This window comes from Streptomyces sp. NPDC002868 (assembly GCF_055563295.1).
Map to the genome: position 1 here is coordinate 382,999 of NZ_JBVHDR010000001.1, position 19,009 is coordinate 402,007.

General features: G+C 70.1%; 15 protein-coding genes and 1 pseudogene. 10 read left to right on the plus strand and 6 right to left on the minus strand.

Annotated features, from left to right (window positions below):
* Nucleotides 1-49: 49 nt before the first annotated feature.
* The 3 genes from ACZ3H8_RS01780 to ACZ3H8_RS01790 form a co-directional block, all read right to left on the minus strand.
* Nucleotides 50-2,413: a glycosyl hydrolase family 95 catalytic domain-containing protein gene (locus ACZ3H8_RS01780; protein WP_467396223.1), complete on the minus strand. Its 2,364-nt coding sequence runs from the start codon at nucleotides 2,411-2,413 to the stop codon at nucleotides 50-52.
* Between the two features lie 166 nt (nucleotides 2,414-2,579).
* The gene (locus ACZ3H8_RS01785; protein WP_467396226.1) at nucleotides 2,580-3,062 is read right to left on the minus strand and encodes a DUF456 domain-containing protein; all 483 of its coding nucleotides are present in this window, start codon (nucleotides 3,060-3,062) and stop codon (nucleotides 2,580-2,582) included.
* Between the two features lie 26 nt (nucleotides 3,063-3,088).
* Nucleotides 3,089-4,084, minus strand: a complete 996-nt coding sequence (locus ACZ3H8_RS01790) for a helix-turn-helix domain-containing protein (protein ID WP_467396228.1) — start codon at nucleotides 4,082-4,084, stop codon at nucleotides 3,089-3,091.
* 246 nt (nucleotides 4,085-4,330) lie between these two features.
* On the opposite strand from ACZ3H8_RS01790, the gene ACZ3H8_RS01795 reads away from it, so the two are divergent.
* The 3 genes from ACZ3H8_RS01795 (at nucleotide 4,331) to ACZ3H8_RS01805 (ending at nucleotide 8,145) form a co-directional block, all read left to right on the plus strand.
* Nucleotides 4,331-5,743, plus strand: a complete 1,413-nt coding sequence (locus tag ACZ3H8_RS01795) for a protein phosphatase 2C domain-containing protein (protein WP_467396230.1) — start codon at nucleotides 4,331-4,333, stop codon at nucleotides 5,741-5,743.
* 60 nt (nucleotides 5,744-5,803) lie between these two features.
* Nucleotides 5,804-7,546 (plus strand): pyruvate dehydrogenase, encoded by a 1,743-nt coding sequence (locus ACZ3H8_RS01800; RefSeq protein WP_467396232.1) that lies wholly within the window; start codon nucleotides 5,804-5,806, stop codon nucleotides 7,544-7,546.
* A gap of 137 nt (nucleotides 7,547-7,683) precedes the next feature.
* Nucleotides 7,684-8,145, plus strand: a complete 462-nt coding sequence (locus tag ACZ3H8_RS01805; protein WP_307665766.1) for an ATP-binding protein — start codon at nucleotides 7,684-7,686, stop codon at nucleotides 8,143-8,145.
* Between the two features lie 50 nt (nucleotides 8,146-8,195).
* On the opposite strand, the gene ACZ3H8_RS01810 is transcribed toward ACZ3H8_RS01805, so the two are convergent.
* The gene (locus ACZ3H8_RS01810) at nucleotides 8,196-9,281 is read right to left on the minus strand and encodes a DUF2637 domain-containing protein (protein WP_467396234.1); all 1,086 of its coding nucleotides are present in this window, start codon (nucleotides 9,279-9,281) and stop codon (nucleotides 8,196-8,198) included.
* A gap of 209 nt (nucleotides 9,282-9,490) precedes the next feature.
* Nucleotides 9,491-10,336: a (2Fe-2S)-binding protein gene (locus ACZ3H8_RS01815; RefSeq protein WP_467396236.1), complete on the minus strand. Its 846-nt coding sequence runs from the start codon at nucleotides 10,334-10,336 to the stop codon at nucleotides 9,491-9,493.
* 148 nt (nucleotides 10,337-10,484) lie between these two features.
* On the opposite strand from ACZ3H8_RS01815, the gene ACZ3H8_RS01820 reads away from it, so the two are divergent.
* The 7 genes and pseudogenes from ACZ3H8_RS01820 to ACZ3H8_RS01850 all read left to right on the plus strand — a co-directional run bounded on the left by ACZ3H8_RS01820 (nucleotide 10,485) and on the right by ACZ3H8_RS01850 (nucleotide 18,326).
* Nucleotides 10,485-11,303, plus strand: a complete 819-nt coding sequence (locus tag ACZ3H8_RS01820; protein ID WP_467396238.1) for a GntR family transcriptional regulator — start codon at nucleotides 10,485-10,487, stop codon at nucleotides 11,301-11,303.
* A gap of 50 nt (nucleotides 11,304-11,353) precedes the next feature.
* Nucleotides 11,354-12,232, plus strand: a complete 879-nt coding sequence (locus tag ACZ3H8_RS01825) for an SUKH-4 family immunity protein (protein WP_467396241.1) — start codon at nucleotides 11,354-11,356, stop codon at nucleotides 12,230-12,232.
* Nucleotides 12,229-13,875: a WD40 repeat domain-containing protein gene (locus ACZ3H8_RS01830; RefSeq protein WP_467396243.1), complete on the plus strand. Its 1,647-nt coding sequence runs from the start codon at nucleotides 12,229-12,231 to the stop codon at nucleotides 13,873-13,875. The genes ACZ3H8_RS01825 and ACZ3H8_RS01830 overlap by 4 nt, the downstream gene beginning before the upstream one ends.
* Before the next feature lie 97 nt (nucleotides 13,876-13,972).
* Nucleotides 13,973-15,505, plus strand: coding sequence for a nucleic acid/nucleotide deaminase domain-containing protein (locus ACZ3H8_RS01835; protein WP_467396245.1), 1,533 nt, complete (start codon nucleotides 13,973-13,975; stop codon nucleotides 15,503-15,505).
* Nucleotides 15,506-15,554: 49 nt separating this feature from the next.
* Complete coding sequence (locus tag ACZ3H8_RS01840; protein WP_467396247.1) at nucleotides 15,555-16,103, plus strand: SUKH-4 family immunity protein; 549 nt, start codon at nucleotides 15,555-15,557, stop codon at nucleotides 16,101-16,103.
* Between the two features lie 94 nt (nucleotides 16,104-16,197).
* Nucleotides 16,198-16,488 (plus strand): annotated as a pseudogene (locus tag ACZ3H8_RS01845) (FCD domain-containing protein); the annotation flags it as partial.
* Nucleotides 16,489-16,694: 206 nt separating this feature from the next.
* A complete protein-coding gene (locus ACZ3H8_RS01850) occupies nucleotides 16,695-18,326 on the plus strand; it encodes an alpha/beta hydrolase (protein ID WP_467396249.1) in 1,632 nt (543 codons plus the stop codon).
* 24 nt (nucleotides 18,327-18,350) lie between these two features.
* Here the strand turns inward: ACZ3H8_RS01850 and ACZ3H8_RS01855 are convergent, their stop codons facing one another.
* Nucleotides 18,351-18,935, minus strand: coding sequence for a hypothetical protein (locus ACZ3H8_RS01855; RefSeq protein ID WP_467396252.1), 585 nt, complete (start codon nucleotides 18,933-18,935; stop codon nucleotides 18,351-18,353).
* Nucleotides 18,936-19,009: the final 74 nt, after the last annotated feature.

Genomic DNA, 19,009 nt, shown 5'->3' on the forward strand with positions numbered 1-19,009 from the left:
GGACCTAGGCGAGTCCTAGGACCTCAGCCCGGTTTCACGCCGGTCAGGTTCACGCCGGTCGGGCCGGCAGCCCCCACGCCGGGGCCGGCGCGTTCGGCTTCACCGGGCGGATGCGGAGGTCCGGACGGTCCCCCCGCGCCGTGATCAGCGCCGATTCGCCCTTCCGCAGCCGGATGTGGATCGCGCCGTCCCCCGCCTCCTCCCATCGCAGCCGACCGCCTCGCCCGTCGCGGACCTCGATCTCGCCCTCGATGCCGTGTCGTACGACGCAGGGCGCGCCCGCCTCGCTCGTGATCCGGATCCAGCGGGTCCTGCCCGCCTCGCGTACCGCGCTGAGCAGGAACGCCCCCTGTGTACGGAAGTCGTGCACGACCAGTTCCCGCCACGCCGCCGGCAGCGCCGGGAAGACCCGGATCACCCCGCCCCACGACTGGCACACCATGTCGTGCAGCGACTGCGCCGCCGAGAGCGGGGTCTCGATGACCGGGCCCGACTCCTTGTACATGGTGTTGGCCTGGATGAAGCGGGTCATCAGCTCGCCCAGATACTTCAGTGCGTCCTCGCCCTTGCCAAGCAGCGCGGACATGGACGCCGCGCCCGTGAACGTATATCCCTGCAGCGCCCCTTCGAAGCTGACCCAGTGGCTGAGCGACTTCTCGATCAGGGCGCGCTCCTGCGGCGTACGGCCGGTGATCTCGTACAGCGGGTAGACCGCGAGGAGATGCGAGTAGTGGCGGTGCGACTTCGCGAAGGGGACCCCGGCGCCGATCATGTAGCCGTTGGCGTCCACGGGATACGGGACGAGCTTGGCCAGGACCTCCTGCCAACGGGGCTCCAGCGGATCGGAGATGCCCAGTTCGGCGGCCGAGTCGATGAGCGTGCGGCAGCCCCAGCGCAGCAGCATCAGGTCGTAGTTGCAGTCCGGGGCGTCCAATCCGTACTCCGGCGAGAACGTCGGCGGCAGATGCAGCTTGCCGTCCGGGCCGGGGTCGAGGAAGTGCAGGTAGTAGTTGACCGCCTTGCGCAGCAGCGGGAAGAGGAGGTCGCGCAGCAGCGACTCGTCCATGGTGTGACGGTAGGTCAGCCAGACGTTGTGCAGCGCCCAGGTCAGGTTGCCGACCTCGGGGGTGGGCGGGTTCTGGCCGGGGATGCCGACGCCGTAGCCGTTGCCGTTCGGGGTGGCGCCGCCGTTGACCAGGCGGGTGTCGGTGGTGCGGGGGATGCCCGCGGAGTCGCCGCGGTAGGGGGCGGCGACCTCGGCGGTCAGCTGGTCCCGGAATTCACCCAAGGCCCTTGATACGGCGTCGAGTTCGAGATGGTTCGAACCGTGGATCAGCCAGTACTCCAGCTGGACGTTGAGGTTCCACCAGGTGTTGGGCCAGGGCGTGGACTCCAGCCAGGGGCCGCAGGTCGCCATGACGGGGGCGTCGCGCCGGGCCGCCGCTGCCGTCTTGTACAGCTGGATCCAGTAGAACCGCTGCAGCCGCGCGTCGGGCAGCGACAGGAAGCTCTTGCGGTAGAAGCGCTCCCACCAGGTGCGGTGGGGGCGGGCGAGTACGTCGTACGGAACCGAGGACGCGCCCCGCACCGTACGCAGCGCCCGGTCGCGGGCGGTCGTCTTCGGGAACGAGTGCGCGACGGAGACGTACAGCGTCCGTGCGCTGTTCCGGACGCGCTCGCGCCAGGCGGTGACATGCTGGCCGCCCGCGAGCAACGGCTGGACGGCGGCGGTCAGTTCGCCGTGCCGCTCGACGACGGGGGGCGGGTTGCCGGTGTACCCGTCGGGCAGCGGACGGAAGGCGGCGCGCGGACTGATGGCATCGGCCGGGTGGAAGACCCAGCGGAAGTCCTTCTCGCCCTCACTCGGCGTGATCTCGACGGCGAGTACGGACGTTGTGGTGTGCACGAAGGCGCGCACGCGCAGGGTGCCCGCCGTGGTGGTGAGGGTGCCGGTGAGTTCGGCGTCGCGCAGCCGCAGCCGCCAGTCGAGACCGGTGATGGTGCCGACGGGCTCCAGAGTGAAGTGGCCGATGGGCAGCCGGGCGAGGCCGAAGAGGGAGCCGAACTGCGGACGGTGGTCCTGGACTTCGGAGTGCTGGACATTGAAGCGGACGGCGTTCTTGCCCCCGGGCTCGGCGTAGATGCCGGAGCCGAGGCAGCCATTGCCGAGATACGGGCCCTCGTACCAAGTCTTCGGCATCTTCTGCCAGACGAGGTCGGCGTCGTCGAGGACCGTGCGCCAGGAGTCCTCGGGCGCGGTGAGGGAGGCTGCCCCGACGAGAGCGGACGAGGGCGCGGCCTGTGCGGGGATCGTTCCGGCGGCGCCCACCACCAGCGCTCCGCCGATCGCCGTGCCCGTGGCAAGAACGGATCTCCTGGACGGGTCCCTGGACGGGTCTGATGCAGTGGCCATGTCGCCTCCCGGCGGCTCGTACGCAGACATGTCAATTCATCCGAGCTATCCCTCGACGGAAGGTAGGGACGCGGCGGGAGGCAGTCAATACAGCGGAAGAGATCCGATGTGTATCTCTCTATCTGCACGGTGTTCAGCGCGCCGGTGCAGAGGAGGGGCTCGGCCGTCAGCCCGAGATCACCACGCCCAGCCACGCCCCCACGACCAGCAGACAGGCGAACAGCTCCACCAGCACACTCGTCCCCACCGCCCGCATCACCGCCCGGGTGGAGGCCACCGCCGGTCCGTGCCCGCCGAGCCGCTGCCGCTCGGAGGCGTAGATCCCCCCGATGAATCCCGGTATCGCGCCCACGACGGGCACCAGGATGAAACCGATGAGCGCCCCCGCGCCCGCCCACACCACCATGCGCCGGGTCACCCCCACCCCACGCGGCCGGCGCGGCGGCAGCTGCCACACCACTACCTGGTCGATCAGCAGCACCACCGTCGAGGCCACCAGCAACGCCCAGGCCAGACCGGACTTCACGTTCATCGACCACCACAGGATGGCGGCCCATATCAGCCAGCGTCCCGGCACGCCGGGGACGAGTACCCCGAACAGGCCCAGCAGCATCACCAGGCCGACCATCAGGAGCTGCCACACGCCCATCTGCCAAGGGTGCAGGATCGGGATCACTACCGCAGGTCGCGAGCCACCCAGCCCTTCGCGTACGCCTGCCAGCCGAGCTGCATCCGGGTCGTCACGCCGGTCAGCTCCATCAGCCCCTTCACACGGCGCTGTACGGTCCGCAGTCCGAGGTCCAGCTGCTTGGCCACGCTCGCGTCCGTCATCCCGGCGAGCAGCAGCGAAAGGATCTCCAGATCCGTGGCGTCGGGCCCCGGCGCGTCCTCCTCCGAAACCCCGCCGCCCGCTCCGAGCCGCAGCCGCAGCGGCAGCGCCTCCCGCCACACCGCCTCGAACAGGCCCATCAGCGACTCCAGCAGCCCGCTCGCATGGACGACGAGCGCCGCGGGCTCCGCCCCGCGCGCCGTCAGCGGCAGCATCGCCAGGGCGCGGTCGGCGACGACAAGCTTGGTCGGCACCCGGTCCACCGCCCGTACCTGCTCCTCACGGCCCAGCGCCGCGGTCAGCTCGGTGATGCCCGCGGGCGCCGCGAGCACCGCCCGCTCGATGACCACGCGGTACGTCACTCCGCGCTGTGCCGCCTTCTCCTCGGCCTCGTTGTCCGTGGCGGAGATGGCCATCGGATCGCCGGTGACCAGGGCGCAGACCTCCTCGGCCGCGCCCAGTTGGAGCTGTAGGAAACGGTGCGCGATGGCGCTCGCGCCCGTCACCACCTCGACCAGGTCGTGCACGGCGGGCTCGGTGGCCTCGGCGCGGTACTCGTCGGCGAGAAGTGCCGCCGCCAGCTCCGCCCGGTCCAGCTCGTGCCGTTGCTGGGTCAGCAGCGCGCCGAGCGCGACGCCTGGTGGGGCCGCCACCCAGCGGCCGGTGCGGGCCGACGACTGCGCCGCCAGCCCCTGTTGCTCCAGTCGGCGCAGCGCGCGCTCGGTGTCCGTCTCCGGCAGAGCGAGACGGTGGGCGAGATCGGTGACCTCCGCTGCCCCGAGCGCGACCAGCGCGCGGTACGCCGACTCCTGTCTCTCGTCGAGACCTATCGCTCCCAGCACCCAGACCCCTCCCCGGACGTGCACTTCCCCAGCCGCCGTGGCGGAGACCGGCCACGGCGTATTCCCGCCGCGTACATCATCCCTATCCCTGCTTCGGATGGGGAGAGCGATGCGCCCGACAGTGATGCCGCAAATTCCGTCACCCAGCTCGTGGCCAACGCATACGCCGTGGCCTGAACACTTGTCGTACTGTGCTTTTTTGGGATGCCTCGTTTTCGTACGGCCGACGCGGTGGACAATAAGGGCATGAGTCAGCAGGGGGAGAGGCCCGCCGCCGAGGACGACTGGTGGAACCGGCTGTACGACGAGTCCGCCCCGGACACAGGTCCCGCGGCGAGGGCGGGCGACACGCTGGACGACCGATTCGACTCCGCGGCGGATGCGGTGGCCGCGGACGACCCGCCTGAGCCGCTTGACCCGCCCGAGCCGCCCGAAGCGGCGCCGGAACCGGCGCGTCCGCGCGCCTGGTGGGAGACGGATGCGGCCGCGCGGGAAACCCCGCCACGGCCGACCGCGCCCCCGCGGCAACGCGCACCGTGGGAACCGCCGACGACCCCCGAACGACCGCCCGCGTTACCGCCCCTGCCGCCGCCCGAACCGCCCCGGACCGAACCGCCCCGGACCGAACCGCCCCGGCCCGGCCCCGCCCCGGCCGTCCAGGCGCAGACCGGTGGCGCGCGGCCGCACGTCGCGTATGTCGGAGAGGGCCCGCCCACCTACGACGCCGAGCCCACCGCCCTGCCCGCCGCCCAGCCGCAGGAGTTGGACGAGCTCGTCGCCGACACCGTGCTCGACGGCGCGAGCTACGGCACGTACACCCTGCGCGCCGTCTCCATCCGGGGGGACTCCGCGCGCTACCGCGGCGAGCCGCGCCGCGACGCCCTGCTCACCGCGCGCTTCGGCACCGGCGACGCCGCGCTCGTCCTGGTCGCCGTCGCCAGCGGCGCACGCGCCGCCGAGGGCGCCCATCGCGCCGCCGCCGACGCCTGCCGCTGGATCGGCACAGCCGTCGGCCGCAGCCACGCCCGCCTCTCCGAGGACATAAGGGCAGGCCGCCGCGGCGACCTCAAATCAGGGCTGCACCGGCTCACCGACCGCAGCTTCGGCAAGCTGCGCGCCAGCGCGGCCGAACAGGGCGTGGAGCCGCAGGAGTACACCGCCAACCTGCGGTGCCTGCTGCTCTCGGCCGACCCCGAGTGCCGTACCCGCGTGTTCTTCGGCGTCGGCGGTGGAGGTCTCTTCCGCCTCCGCGACGGTGTCTGGCAGGACCTCGAGCCCCTGGTTCCCGAGCCCGCGGCGGCCAGAGGCGAACCCGTTGTCGGATTCGGCTCACCGCCCTCCGAGACCCCGGACGGCGACCGGCTCACGATGGACCTGGGGATCGCGACGCCTCCGTCCCCGTACATCGAGGCACCGCCCCCGCCACCCGCCGAACCGTTCCGGTTCCGCGCCTCCGTGGCCCACCCGGGCGACGCCCTGTTGCTGTGCAGCACCGGCCTCGCCGAACCGCTGCGCGGCGAGCCCGCACTCGCCAAAGAGCTGGGCGGCCGCTGGGCGCACGGCGAGCCGCCGGGCCTGGCCGCGTTCCTCGCCGACACCCAGGTGAGGGTGAAGGGATACGCCGACGACCGTACGGCTGTCGCAGTCTGGGAGGCGTAACCGACCCCGCCATGGGTTGATGGATGTTCAGGCCCCAAGCCGAGAAAGGGTACGCATCCCATGGCCAAGCAGAATGTGGCGGAGCAGTTCGTCGACATCCTCGTCCGCGCCGGCGTCCAGCGGCTGTACGGAGTCGTCGGCGACAGCCTCAACCCCGTCGTCGACGCCATCCGCCGCAATTCCGCCATCGACTGGGTCCAGGTCAGGCACGAGGAGGCCGCCGCCTTCGCGGCGGGCGCCGAGGCCCAGATCACCGGGAAGCTCGCGGCCTGCGCCGGCTCCTGCGGCCCGGGCAATCTCCACCTCATCAACGGGCTGTACGACGCCCACCGCTCCATGGCCCCCGTGCTCGCCCTCGCCTCGCACATCCCCTCCAGCGAGATCGGCCTCGGCTACTTCCAGGAGACCCACCCCGACCAGCTGTTCCGCGAGTGCAGCCACTACAGCGAGCTGATCTCCAGCCCGCAGCAGATGCCACGCCTGTTGCAGACCGCGATCCAGCACGCCATCGGCCGGAGCGGCGTCAGCGTCGTCTCGCTCCCCGGCGACATCGCCTCGCACTCCGCCCCGGAGAAGTCGATCGAGCACGCCCTGGTCACCTCCCGTCCCACCGTGCGGCCGGGCGACGCGGAGATCGACAAGCTGGTCAGGATGATCGACGATGCGGACAGGGTCACGCTCTTCTGCGGCAGCGGCACGGCGGGCGCGCACGCCGAGGTCATGGAGTTCGCCGAGCGCATCAAGTCCCCGGTCGGGCATGCATTGCGCGGCAAGGAGTGGATTCAGTACGAGAACCCCTTCGACGTCGGCATGAGCGGTCTGCTCGGCTACGGCGCGGCCTACGAAGCCACCCACGAGTGCGACCTGCTGATCCTGCTCGGCACGGACTTCCCGTACAACGCCTTCCTCCCCGACGACGTCAAGATCGCTCAGGTCGACGTCAGGCCCGAGCACCTGGGCCGCCGCTCCAAGCTGGATCTGGCCGTCTGGGGCGACGTACGCGAGACACTGCGCTGTCTCACCCCGCGCGTGCGGGCCAAGACGGACCGCAGGTTCCTCGACAAGATGCTGAAGAAGCACGCCGACGCGCTCGAGGGTGTGATCAAGGCGTACACCCGCAAGGTGGAGAAGCACGTCCCGATCCACCCCGAGTACGTCGCCTCCGTACTGGACGAACTCGCCGACGAAGACGCGGTGTTCACCGTCGACACGGGCATGTGCAATGTGTGGGCGGCCCGCTATCTCTCGCCCAACGGCCGCCGCCGGATCATCGGCTCGTTCAGCCACGGCTCGATGGCGAATGCCCTGCCGCAGGCCATCGGCGCCCAGTTCATCGACCGGAACCGACAGGTCGTCTCGATGTCGGGCGACGGCGGCTTCACCATGCTGATGGGCGACTTCCTCACCCTCGTCCAGTACGACCTTCCCGTGAAGATCGTCCTGTTCAACAACTCCTCACTGAGCATGGTGGAGTTGGAGATGCTGGTCGCCGGACTCCCGTCGTACGGAACCACCAACCGCAATCCGGATTTCGCGGCGATCGCGCGGGCGGCGGGGGCGCACGGCGTACGGGTCGAGAAGCCCAAGCAGCTCGCGGGCGCGCTCAAGGATGCCTTCCGGCACAAGGGCCCCGCCCTGGTGGATGTGGTCACCGACCCGAATGCGCTCTCCATCCCGCCGAAGATCAGCGCGGAGATGGTGACGGGCTTCGCGCTCTCCGCCAGCAAGATCGTGCTGGACGGGGGCGTAGGCCGGATGGTCCAGATGGCCCGCTCCAATCTGCGGAACGTACCGAGGCTCTGACGCCGCTGCCGTTGGTTGAGGGATCGACATGAATCGGTATGAGTGGCGCTCTCCGCGCGGGGCATGCATTTCCGTGAACGTATTCGACACAAGGGGCCATTCCGGAGAGAGGGCTGTTCGACGTGCGGGTGGGGATGATGACTGGGCGTCAGGGAGGGGCCGGGCCTGCAGCGAGCGGGCACGGCCGGGAACCTGGGGCGGAGGGGGACCCGGGCGGTCGGCTGCGTCGCCGATTAGGCTGCGCGGATCTCACCGCTGTCCCTGAAGTACGGCGTGCGCTGCGGGAGTTGCTGCGGCACTGGGGAAAGCAGGACACGGCGGAGGTGGCCGAGCTGCTCGCCAGCGAGCTGGTGACCAATGCGCTGGTCCACACCGATCACGGCGCGGTGGTCACGGCCACCGTCGCCGCCTCCACACTCCGCGTGGAGGTACGGGACTTCATGGCCGGACTGCCGGTGCCGCATGTGCCGGCAGCAGCGCACCTCGGCACCCATGGCAGAGGGCTGGTCCTGGTGCAGAGTCTCGCGGACGCGTGGGGTGTGCGCACCCACGGCGTGGGCAAGGTGGTCTGGTTCGAGCTGCACGAAAGGCCGGCCTGACAGTCGCAGACCGGCCTTCGCGTGACTGTGTGCCGACGGGCTTTCGGCCTCTACCCGTATTGCCGCTCGAGATCCCTGAGCTTCCGCTCCAGGGAGTCGAGACGCGGCAGCGTCAGAGTGTCGTCCTCGGCGGTGAGGTCGACCCTGTGCGGCTCAGTGCCGTTGGCCGCCTTCACGGCCTGGAGTGAGGGCCGGGAACGAAGCGGCAGCTGCCCAGGTTCAGCTATGACAGGCTCCGCGACGGACCCGACGCCGGACCCGACGCCGCCGGAGGCGGTCTGCGTGGATCCCGCCGTGGAGCTGAGGGCGGGAAGTTCCGCCCGGCGGTCGCCGTGAACGCGGCCCCAGGCCCGGTGCTGCCGGTTCAGTGCCCTTATCTGCGCCCGCTCCAGCTTCTCCCTGTCCCGCCTGCGCAGACGGTTCCGCTGCTTCTCCTGCCGGTCCTCGCGGACTTCGTCGACTGCCTCGTCCAGCGTGCGTACGCCTTCGAGCAGCATCAGCGACCAGGCGCCGAAGGTCTCCCGGGGCGCCCTCAGCCACCGTACGATCCGGATCTGCGGCAGCGGGCGGGGCACCAGGCCCTGCTCGCGCAGCGCGGCCCTGCGGGTCTGCTTCAGCGCGCGGTCGAACAGCACCGCGGCCGACAGTGACATGCCGGCGAAGAACTGCGGGGCGCCCGCGTGGCTCAGCCCTCTTGGCGCATGGACCCAGTTGAACCAGGCGGCCGCTCCCGCGAAGGTCCACACCAGCAGCCGTGAGCCGAGCGCCGCGTCGCCATGGCTGGCCTCGCGCACCGCGAGCACCGAGCAGAACATGGCCGCGCCGTCGAGGCCGAAGGGGACCAGATACTCCCAGCCTCCGCTGAGGCTGAGATTCTCCCGGCCGAAGCCGACCAGGCCGTGGAAGGAGAGCGCGGCGGCGACCGCCGCGCAGCAGAACAGGAGCACATAGGAGGCCGTGCCGTAGACCGCTTCCTTGCGCCTTCGGCGCTCCTCGCTGCGCTCCCAGGAGTCTTCGGCCGCGGCCTTGTCACCGGCGCGCCTGCCGCGCGCGAGCACCGCCATCGCCACCAGGACGCCCACGAGCATCACGCCGCCGGGAAGCAGCCAGTTCAGTGATATGTCGGTCAGTCTCATGGGCGGTGTCCCTTGCATCGCGGTAGGGCGTTTCGGCCGCAATAGTGGCCGAACTCCAGGGACCCCCAGGGGCTTTCGGGGCAATAGAACGCCAACGGGGTCGCATCGCATACGGATAGGTGCGTTTCGGTCGAACTGCCGTATGGGCAAGGGGTTTTGGTTCGATTTACGCCATCCGGTCAGGTGACGTGACAGCGGGCTGCGGGAGATCAGGCGTTCGGCCGCAGTTTGCTCACTCGGTCGGCGTCGCACGTGCGCGGACAGGTGACGCAGGTGTCGTCGGGCCGCAGCGTGTAGAAGAGGCAGCAGCTCGCCCGGTCGCGGGTCGGCAGCGGCTCGCCGCCCGGCCCGGCGAGCTCACGGAAGCCGGCGGTGCCGACGTACGGCTTGGCGGCGCCCGGCAGCAACTGCTCGAGCTCCACGACGGCGCGCTGCTCCTCGCCGAGCAGATGCGCGACGTACCAAAGGCCTTCGACGATCTCGTCGGTCGCCATGCCCCACAGCGCGCGCTTGCCGCGGCGCATCCGCTGCCCGAAGCCGTCCAGGACGGGCTCGATGTGCTCGGCGACGGCGGCGCGGACCTCGGCGCGCAGCGCCTCCTCGTCCGGTACGACACGGGCGCCGGGCAGCTGTGCCGCGGGGTCGTCCGGCAGGCAGGCGAACTCTGTCACCCGGACCGCCATCCGCCCCCGCGCGCGGTGGAAGGCGACGTCCTCGACGGGCGCCCGCACCACCCGGCGGTGCAGAAACCAGGGGACCGTGATCAGCAGACAGGCGGGCCAGGCATAGCGGTGCAGACCGAAGCTGGCGATCACGTCGGGGCGGGCCTGCTGTCCGTAGTCCCGCAGGACCTGAGCGTTGTCCCAGGCGAGAAAGGCGTCGAGGGCGGGTCCTCCGCCGGCGAGCTCGGCCGCGCCCACCCAGCCCGCGCCGGACGGGGGCCGCTCGCCCTCCGTGAGCTCCCGCACCCGCAGTCCGGGGAAGACCTCGGCCAGGCGCGCGTACGCCTCGCCGAAGGGCGAGGCAAGGGCGGGCAACAGGTCGGGAACGGTCATGCTGAGGGACCACCGATCGCGATCGTTGGCAGGTAAGCCTTACCTTACCCGACGCATTCGATGTTTGAACTGCGGCAGCGTCCGCCTATGGTGCACAGGGGCCCTGCGCTTGGTGCCGGGCCTGGCGCCAAGCCGGAGGAGGACCCGAGTGGAGCAGGCCCGAGCGCGCGATGCCGCGATGCCGCAGCCGTACGCGTCCGCCCGCGTCCCCGGACAGGCAAGCCCGCCCGGCCGCCCGGGCCCCGCGCAGCCACGCATTCCGGCGCAGTCCGCCCGCGCCCCGGAAGACGCGCGAGGCGAGCACACCCACAGCGAGCCCCCTGCTCCCGGCACCGCGCCACGCACGGTCCAGCGCCACTCGGTCCGCGGCCAGATCCTCGAAGCCCTGCGCACCGCCCTGGTCGACGGCGAGCTGATCCCGGGCGAGGTCTACTCCGCCCCCGTCCTCGGCGAGCGCTTCGGCGTCTCGGCGACGCCCGTACGCGAGGCAATGCAGCAACTGGCGATCGAGGGCGCGGTCGAGGTCGTCCCCAACCGCGGCTTCCGCGTCACGGTACGCAGCGCCCGCGAACTGGCCGACCTGGCAGAGGTCCGCTCCCTGATCGAGGTCCCGGTCATGCTCCGCCTGGCCCGCACGGTCCCGGCCGCCCGCTGGGCGGCCCTGCGTCCCCTGGCCGAGGCAACGGCGGCGGCTGCGGCCACCGGCGACCGCGCCGCCTACGCCGAAACGGACCGCGCCTTCCACCGCGCGGTGCTCGCGCTGTCCGGCAACCACCAACTGGTGATGGTCGCCGACGACCTCCACCGCCGCTCCCAATGGCCCCTGACGAGCGCCCCCGCCGTGCGCCGCGCGGACCTGGTGGCGGACGCGGCGGAACACATGGCACTGCTGGAGGCGCTGACCGCGCAGGACTTGGCGGTGGTGCGGTCGCTGGTGCGGGAGCACTTCACGGGCGCGGACGGCTGACGGCTAAGGTCGGTTGTGCCCGTCAACCGACCCTGTGCGTGAGGTAGTCCATGTCGTCGCCTTATCCAGATCCCCTGGTCCAGCACTTCGGCCGGGACGGCCTGCGACGGTTCGAGCGCGGCAGCCTGCAGGGCGCCCGGCTGCCGGAGACAGCGCGGACACTGCTGGAGGAGACGGGCGTACCACTGGGCGTCACCCCGTACTTCCGCGCGCCGGACGCAGACGACGCGGTCGCGCTGGGCGTCGTCGCCGCCCGTGCGGATCTGCCGCGGCCGCCGGCCGAGCTGGAGGACTGGCCGCGGGTCGGCGGCGACGGCCTGGCGCATCTGTGCGTACGGCCGGACGGCGCGGTGCAGGCGGTCGTGCTCGAAGAGGTCGCCGATGACATGTTCGTCAATACGGATGTGTCCACGCTCAATGCCTCCCTGCTGGCGCTGGACCGGGCGCTGCCCACGATCGCGGCGTCCTCGGGACTGGCCGAATCCGCCGGAGTCTTCCGCGAACTGTCCGGGGAACTGCGGCGGATCGACGCCGCGGCGTTCGCCGAGCGGGAGAGCTGGTGGCCACGGGTCCTCGACGACGTCCGGCACACGCTCAACTTCCCCTTCTCCGCCGCCTTCGAGTACCTCGACAAGGCGGGCAAGAAGCAGATCGTCACCGCGGCGACCGGGCCGGGGCAGCCGCACCCGGAGGAGCTGATCTGGCGACGACTGTACGGGGAGGGCGTGGCACCGGACCAGGTACGCCGCGTGTACTGCGAGCTGGAGCCGTGCCTGATGCCCGGCCACTACTGCGCGGTCTGGCTCCAAGAGACCTTTCCCGGGGCCGAGTTCACCCACAGCTTCGACTACGGCGACACGGCCGAGTCCCGCGAGGAGGGGCTGAAGGCGCTGATCACCTACGCGGCCGAGCAGGCGAGGGGGCAGTGACCCGCTGGGAGCGCCCCGCGGCCGGCCGTGAACCCGCCGCTGCGGCCCTGCTGGGCTGGCTCGCCGACCCGCACGCCCCGCGCCTGTGCCTGATATTCGGCACCGCGGGCTGCGGAAAGTCCGCCCTGCTTGCCTGGCTGGTCCACCACGGCCGCCGCCTGGGGACACCTGCGGAGCGCGCGGTCCACGCGGTGGTCCCACTGGAGGGGCAGAGCGTACGGGGAACGGTGTGGGCGCTCGCCGACCAGCTGGGGGTGGTGGCCCGGGCCCCGGGCGAGCTGGCCGAGGCGCTGGCAGCCGATGCGCGCCGTACCGTCATCGTCCTGCCGGACCTCGACTCGGGCCAGGACCCCGAGGCGCTGGCCGAACTGGTCCTCGTCCTCTGGAAGTTGGAGCACATCCGGCTGATCGTCGAGGTGCGCTCGGGTGGCCAGGCGCACGGTCTCCTCGCGGGGAAGCGGGCGGCCGCGGAGCTCGACCTGAACCTGGAGCAGTGGACGGACCGGGCGCGCTATGAGGCGTGGCGAGCGGAATCCACCGAGTACCGAGCCGCTGCCCCCGCTCGGGCACCCGCGGTGGTGGACCTGGACGACCCGGCGGCGGTCTGCGCGGCCGACCCGGTGCGCGTCACCGCTGCGTACGAAGCCGAACCGGACAACTGTGGCGGCCTGCGTCCGGCGTGGCTGAGGGCAGGGCAGTCGCTGTCCCGCGACCAGGCTCCGGCGGATCGCGCGCTGGTCCTGCTCACCGCACTGGGCGACGGCGCCGACCCGAGACTGGGACCGGCCCTGACCGAACTCGCCGAGGACGCACCGTGGCAAGCGGTGTGGTCCCGAGGCCGGGGCGACCTCACACCGCCCTGGCCGGGACCGGTCGCGGCCCTGGCGGTCGGCGTCGGCCCCTTGGCGGGCCGGCTCCTGACCGCCGATCACCTCGGCACCGTACGCCTGTTGGGTACGTCCGACGCGATGCCGTACGGCCGCCGTCCGTCGGCCGCCGGACTGCTGACGGCGATCGCCGGACTGCCGGACGGCACGGTCCTGTCGCTGGACGAGTCCGGTCGAGTGCACGCGGAACGGGCCTGGGCGGCGCGCCCTGCTGGCTCCGGCATAGACGCGCTGCTGAACGACGGCCCCACCGATACGGAACAGCTCACAGAGGCCCTCTTGGAGCACGAGGGCACGGCGCTGGCGACGGGCGGGGGAGTGGCGGCCGTGGGCGATGCGGCGGGTACGGTGCGCGCCTTCGGCGAGGAGACCGCCGCTGCCACTCTGCACGAGGGACGCGTCACGGCCCTGGCAGCGCTCGACGTGCCGGTCGACGAGGAGGGGACGGTAGCGCCGCTGATCTACAGCGGCGGCGCCGACGGCAGGGTACGGGCCTGGGCCCCGGGACTCGAACCGCTCGCAGCGCCGGTGGCTGAGGCACCTTCCCCGGTGGTCGCTCTGACCGCTGCTCGCACACCTCAGGGGCCGGTCCTTGCAGTTGGCTGGCGCGACGGCCGGGTCGAGTACCGAGCCCTCGACTCGGGCCGGACGCTGACCTTCCACCCGGGCTCACCGGTCCGCGCACTCGCGGCAACTCCCTGTGGAGGCCTGCTCATTGGCACGGATGAGTCCTTGGTCTGTCTGCAACCCCGGTGAGTTGGCGCATCTCACACCCCGCGTGGTGATTCAGAGTTGACGGTCATTCATTCGATTGCAAGGGTGAAGGGAGTTGACTGCGAGGGGGACGTGTCACGTGGGGAAGAAGCTGCCCGACGAACTCGTCGAGGTCCTCGACCTCATAGGCATCGAGTGGCCACAGATCGACGAGGACGAGGTCAAGGCCTCGGCGAAGGACTACCGGCATCTGGCCGAAGGCATACGCGATGCGATCAAGGAAGGCAACAACGCCTGCTCGAACATCGTCGCGGGCAAGAGCAAGGGCAAGACCGTCACGGCGATCGACAAGCGCTGGGGCACGCTCACCACTAAGGACCTCACGACCTTCGCCAAAGGCTGCGACGACCTCGCCGGCGCGCTGGACGACTGCGCCGACCTGATCCTGGGCTGCAAGGTCGCCGTCATCGCCGAACTGGGGACGACCGCGGCGGCCGCCACCGCGGGCGTCATCGGCATGTTCTTCACCGCCGGCCTCAGCGGACTCCTGACCGCGGGCGCGATCGCGGCCGCGCGCATCGTGATCCATGAGGCCATCGACTACGCGGTCGACGAGATCACCACGATCGTCGTTGACAAGATCGAGGCCAAGATCCTCGCGGAGATCGAGAAGCTCTTCACCGACCAGTTGGGCACGGACGACGACGCGGACGTCAAGGCCGTGGGTAGCGCCCTCATGGCCCAGGACCTCGTCATCGAGTTCGACGAATTCGACAAGGCGTCCGGCGACTACAAGAAGACCGCCAAGAACTTCGACGAGAAGAAAGGTTCTTTCAAGGACGGCGGCGGCAAGCGCCGGAGCACTCTCAAGAAGGACAGCCGCTTCCACAAGCTGGGCACCGTCATGGACAAGGCGGAAGACGCAGTCGACAAGAAGTCCGACGAGATGGTCAAGACGCTGGAGGACCACGGCGGCAAGATCGACAAGAGCAAGGGCAGCCACAAGGACCACGAGGACCGTCGCAAGCGGAAGTTCGAGGAGTGCGGGGAGGGGGAGGACGAGGAGGTCCGCACGTACTTGCTCAGTACGGATGGAACCGTGGAACGCCTTCTGCCGAACGGCACGACGCGCGCCCTCGACGGCGTGGATCAGGCCAGGCTGGACGGAGTCCTCGACAATGGCAAGGCGTGGCGTCCGACGACGAGGCGGGATCAGGACGACACGAAGGTGCCGAACGGTCATACCAAAAAGGTCGCCTCCACCAAGGTCGACCCCTACTCCGACCAGTTGGGCCAGGCCACACAGCTGGCCCGATATGCCAGAAATGACTACAACGGAAACAACTACGCTGCGGGCCGCTACATCGATCCCGATGGAAAAGGCGAGAGCATACTCGTCGGCTACAGCGAAAAGCCCAAGGGGATGCACTCGGAGCGCTCCATCGGGTATCCGATTCTGCACAACAACAAGCAGTCCGGATTAAAGGAAGTCTTTACGGAGCGAGAACCATGCCAACTGAAGCCAAGTTGCGACCGGTGGCTTGACCTTCACTTCAAGGATGCCCAAACGGTGCACCATGTGGCCGACTATGATCAGTCGATCCCGCGCCACCGCCGCGACAAGGAACATCAGGACTATGTGGCAGCCTTGAAGATGTCGCATGGTCGGTGACACCCGAACCAGCACGCCTCCCACCCCGTAACACGAAGGTCAGCAGCCCATGAGCTACGCGGTCACGCCGGACGAACTGATCCGGACGTTCGGTCTTTCAGGCGTCGTCTACTTCCCGCGCTACGAGTCCGCTGAGCACGCTTTCGACGCGAAAACCGCGGACTTCCTGAGCTCCGTGGGTCTGCCCCATGGCGACCAGTTCCTCTCGCGTGCGGAAGGAGATACGGTCAGCATTGCCGAGCACTTCGCGGAGGAAAGCGACGGGCTTCCCAAGGAATGCCGGTCCTGGCTGGTGTTGGGCTGGTTCCAGTACATGGTGATCGCCCTGGACCCGGATGACGGGAAGGTGTATGGCTTCGGCGAGGGTGACCCGCTCGACGCTTACAGCCGGCTGCACCGGGATGTCGAGTCCCTCGTCTACACCATTGTCGCCTTCATGGAATTCCAGGATGCGTGCAGCGATGGAGCCGGGCTCGATGAGTTGGAGAGCCGCTTCAAGGAGAAGATCGACGCGTTCGACCCGATCCCGTTCTCGGACGAGGAATCGGAATGGGTTCGCATCATCGACGGGGTTCTTGAGGAGTCTTGGTCCGCCTGACCGGTGGGCTTGCCGTCCTCGGATTCCCTGGGCAGCGCCTCGTCGACCGGCCAGGGGTGGACAGCCAACATCCCCCTGGTGAGACAGCCATACGGCCGTTGTCGGGGCACGGGCCGAGGACAACACCGTGGTTGCCCAGGCCGAAACGGACCGTGCCTTCCACCGCGCGGTGCTCGCGCTGTCCGGCAACCACCAACTGGTGATGGTCGCCGACGACCTCCACCGCCGCTCCCAATGGCCCCTGACGAGCGCCCCCGCCATGCGCCGCGCGGACCTGGTGGCGGACGCGGCGGAACACATGGCACTGCTGGAGGCGCTGACCGCGCAGGACTTGGCGGTGGTGCGGTCGCTGGTGCGGGAGCACTTCACGGGCGCGGACGGCTGACGGCCCCAAGGACAGTGGTGCGCCGCGCACGGCCGTGACGTTGCCCGGAGCGGCCGGCGATGTACGCGCCCTCGAGTAGGTCGCGCATTCGGCCGCGGTCGGCTTGTGCGCCTTGTAGGACCGCGGTGGTGTTGATGCGAATGCGTGCCGACGTCCAGGGCCTTGGTGGCATCCGGCGCCCAGCCACGAAGGAGGAAGGACGGAGTATGCACATACCCGGATCCACAGCGGGCCGCCGGCATCATGCGGCGGCCCTCGCCGCGGCGGTGATCTCCTCGACGATATTCACCGGGACGGATCTCGCTCCGGCCGGCGGCGCGCCGTCACCTTCGGTGCCCGCCCCGCAGCTGGACTGGAAACCCTGTGTCCAGGGCAGTCCGTTCGACTGCGCGACCGCGAAGGTACCGCTGGACTACCTCAACCCTGGTGGTCGCACCATCGAGCTGGCAGTCGTGAGACACAAGGCAACCGGCCCAGGACGGCCCATCGGCACCCTGTTCTTCAACCCCGGAGGCCCCGGCGGGCCCGGAACGGTGCAGATGCCACAGAGTTACGAGGCCTTCCCGCGGGAGGTACGGGAGCGGTTCGACATCGTCAGCTGGGACCCCCGCGGGGTCGGCAGCAGCACCGCGGTGAACTGTTTCGAGAGTCCCGAGGAAGCCGAGGCCTGGATTTCGGGCAAACCGGCCGGCGGCTTCCCGGTGGGCGAAAAGGAGCGGACGACCTGGATCGCCGCGTACAAGGATCTGGCCCGGCGCTGCCAGCAGCGTGACCCCGAGCTCCTACGGCATGTGCCGACCGCCGACACCGCTCGCGACCTCGACCAGCTCCGCCAGGCGGTGGGCGACCCACAACTCACCTACCTCGGGATCTCCTACGGCACGATCCTCGGCGCGACCTACGCCAACCTGTTCCCCGGCAAGGTCCGCGCCATGGCCCTCGACAGCAATATCGACCCGCAGGCCTGGACGAACCACGTGTCCAACGAGGAGCCCCGGCTCACGACATCCCTGCGCATGGGCGCGGACCGCGGCGCGGCAGCGATCCTGGACAGGTTCCTCGCCCTGTGCGGGTCCACCACCACCGCCCGCTGCGCCTTCTCCGCCGGCAGTCCGAAAGCGACCCGGGACAAGTTCGACCAGCTGCTGCGGCGGCTCCGGGAACATCCCGTGGGCGCGTGGACCTATGGCCGTACGGCCAGTGACGCAGTGAGCAGCCTCTACGTTGTCCACCCCGGATGGACGGACCTCGCCGGCAGGCTGCAGACCCTTTGGCAGGGCCGCGTCCCGGAGCCGTCCCCACCCCCACCCGCACCACCGGTCCCGAATCCGAAGCCGTACACGGGCGATGAACAGGCCGGTGCGGTGCTCTGCGGCGACAGCCCCAATCCGCGTGACCCCGGTGCTTACCACGCCCTGGAGGAGGCCAGCGCCCTCCGTGCGGGTGACGCCGGACGCTTCTGGACCTGGGCCACCGAGGAGTGTGCCGACTGGCCGGCCGTAGCGGCCAACCGCTATCGCGGCCCGTGGAACAAGCCGACGGCGCACCCCGTCCTGGTGGTCGGCACCACCTACGACCCCTCCACTCCCTACTCGGGCTCGCAGGCCATGGCCAAAGAGCTGGCCAACGCCCGCCTGCTCACCAACAGCGGGTACGGGCACACCGCACTGATCAACCCCAGCAGCTGCGTCAAGGAATACGAGAGCCGCTATTTCATCGACGGCACCCTCCCGCCGGCCGGAACAACGTGCCAACAGGACACGCCCCCGTTCCGCGCACCCAAGCCTCACGGCGGCGTAACCACGGGCGGGGGCGGGATGGCCGGCGTCGCCTCCTGAGTCATGACTCACATGTTCTCAGCCTCAGTGAGTGCGCCGTGGCTTGGTGCCCTTCGGTATCCCCACGGACGACCCGAAGCTCCGGCTGCGCCGGGAGTGGTGACGGCGGTAGTAGGAGACGGTGACGGCGGCGAGCAGGGGGCCCCACAGGACCAGCGGTTGGTAGAGGATGCCGACCACGAGGTCGCCGGTGTCCGTCATGTCATCGTGCGGGTACGTCCACCACCAGGGAACATTGGCCCACATCACGGTCAGTGCCACCGCGCCGAGGGCGGCTGCGACGACGACGGCCACCGGGCGCACGGCGCGCCCTCCGATCAGCGGTATCCAACGGGGCACGACCTCGCCCCAGGGCCGCACCAGACCGATCGTCAGGAAGGCGAGAAGCTCGCAGACCACGCTCAGCGTCAGCATCCAGACCTTCGCACCGAGCGCCTCGAAGTCCGCGAAGCTCTCGTCCAGGTAGCCGGCCGGATGGCCGAGCACCAGGGCGATCCGCCACAGCCCGCTCGGCAGTACAACCAACGTGGTCAGATGCGCGGCCCAGATCGCCCAACGGGGCGGCGGCGCAACGGAGTCTGCGGTGGTGGCGGCGTCCAGAGTGCTCATGGGGCTCATCCTGCCGCCCCACCCGTCGCGTTCCATCAGCCTCTGCGCCTGCTCCAGGTGGTCCGCTGGGCTGA

Coding starts and splice junctions, on each gene's coding strand:
- ACZ3H8_RS01815 (WP_467396236.1), bottom strand. CDS start 10,336: ATGACCGTTCCCGACCTGTTGCCCGCCCTTGCCTCGCCCTTCGGCGAG.
- ACZ3H8_RS01780 (WP_467396223.1), bottom strand. CDS start 2,413: ATGGCCACTGCATCAGACCCGTCCAGGGACCCGTCCAGGAGATCCGTT.
- ACZ3H8_RS01795 (WP_467396230.1), top strand. CDS start 4,331: ATGAGTCAGCAGGGGGAGAGGCCCGCCGCCGAGGACGACTGGTGGAAC.
- ACZ3H8_RS01805 (WP_307665766.1), top strand. CDS start 7,684: ATGACTGGGCGTCAGGGAGGGGCCGGGCCTGCAGCGAGCGGGCACGGC.
- ACZ3H8_RS01785 (WP_467396226.1), bottom strand. CDS start 3,062: ATGGGCGTGTGGCAGCTCCTGATGGTCGGCCTGGTGATGCTGCTGGGC.
- ACZ3H8_RS01840 (WP_467396247.1), top strand. CDS start 15,555: ATGAGCTACGCGGTCACGCCGGACGAACTGATCCGGACGTTCGGTCTT.
- ACZ3H8_RS01850 (WP_467396249.1), top strand. CDS start 16,695: ATGCACATACCCGGATCCACAGCGGGCCGCCGGCATCATGCGGCGGCC.
- ACZ3H8_RS01810 (WP_467396234.1), bottom strand. CDS start 9,281: ATGAGACTGACCGACATATCACTGAACTGGCTGCTTCCCGGCGGCGTG.
- ACZ3H8_RS01825 (WP_467396241.1), top strand. CDS start 11,354: ATGTCGTCGCCTTATCCAGATCCCCTGGTCCAGCACTTCGGCCGGGAC.
- ACZ3H8_RS01855 (WP_467396252.1), bottom strand. CDS start 18,935: ATGAGCACTCTGGACGCCGCCACCACCGCAGACTCCGTTGCGCCGCCG.
- ACZ3H8_RS01800 (WP_467396232.1), top strand. CDS start 5,804: ATGGCCAAGCAGAATGTGGCGGAGCAGTTCGTCGACATCCTCGTCCGC.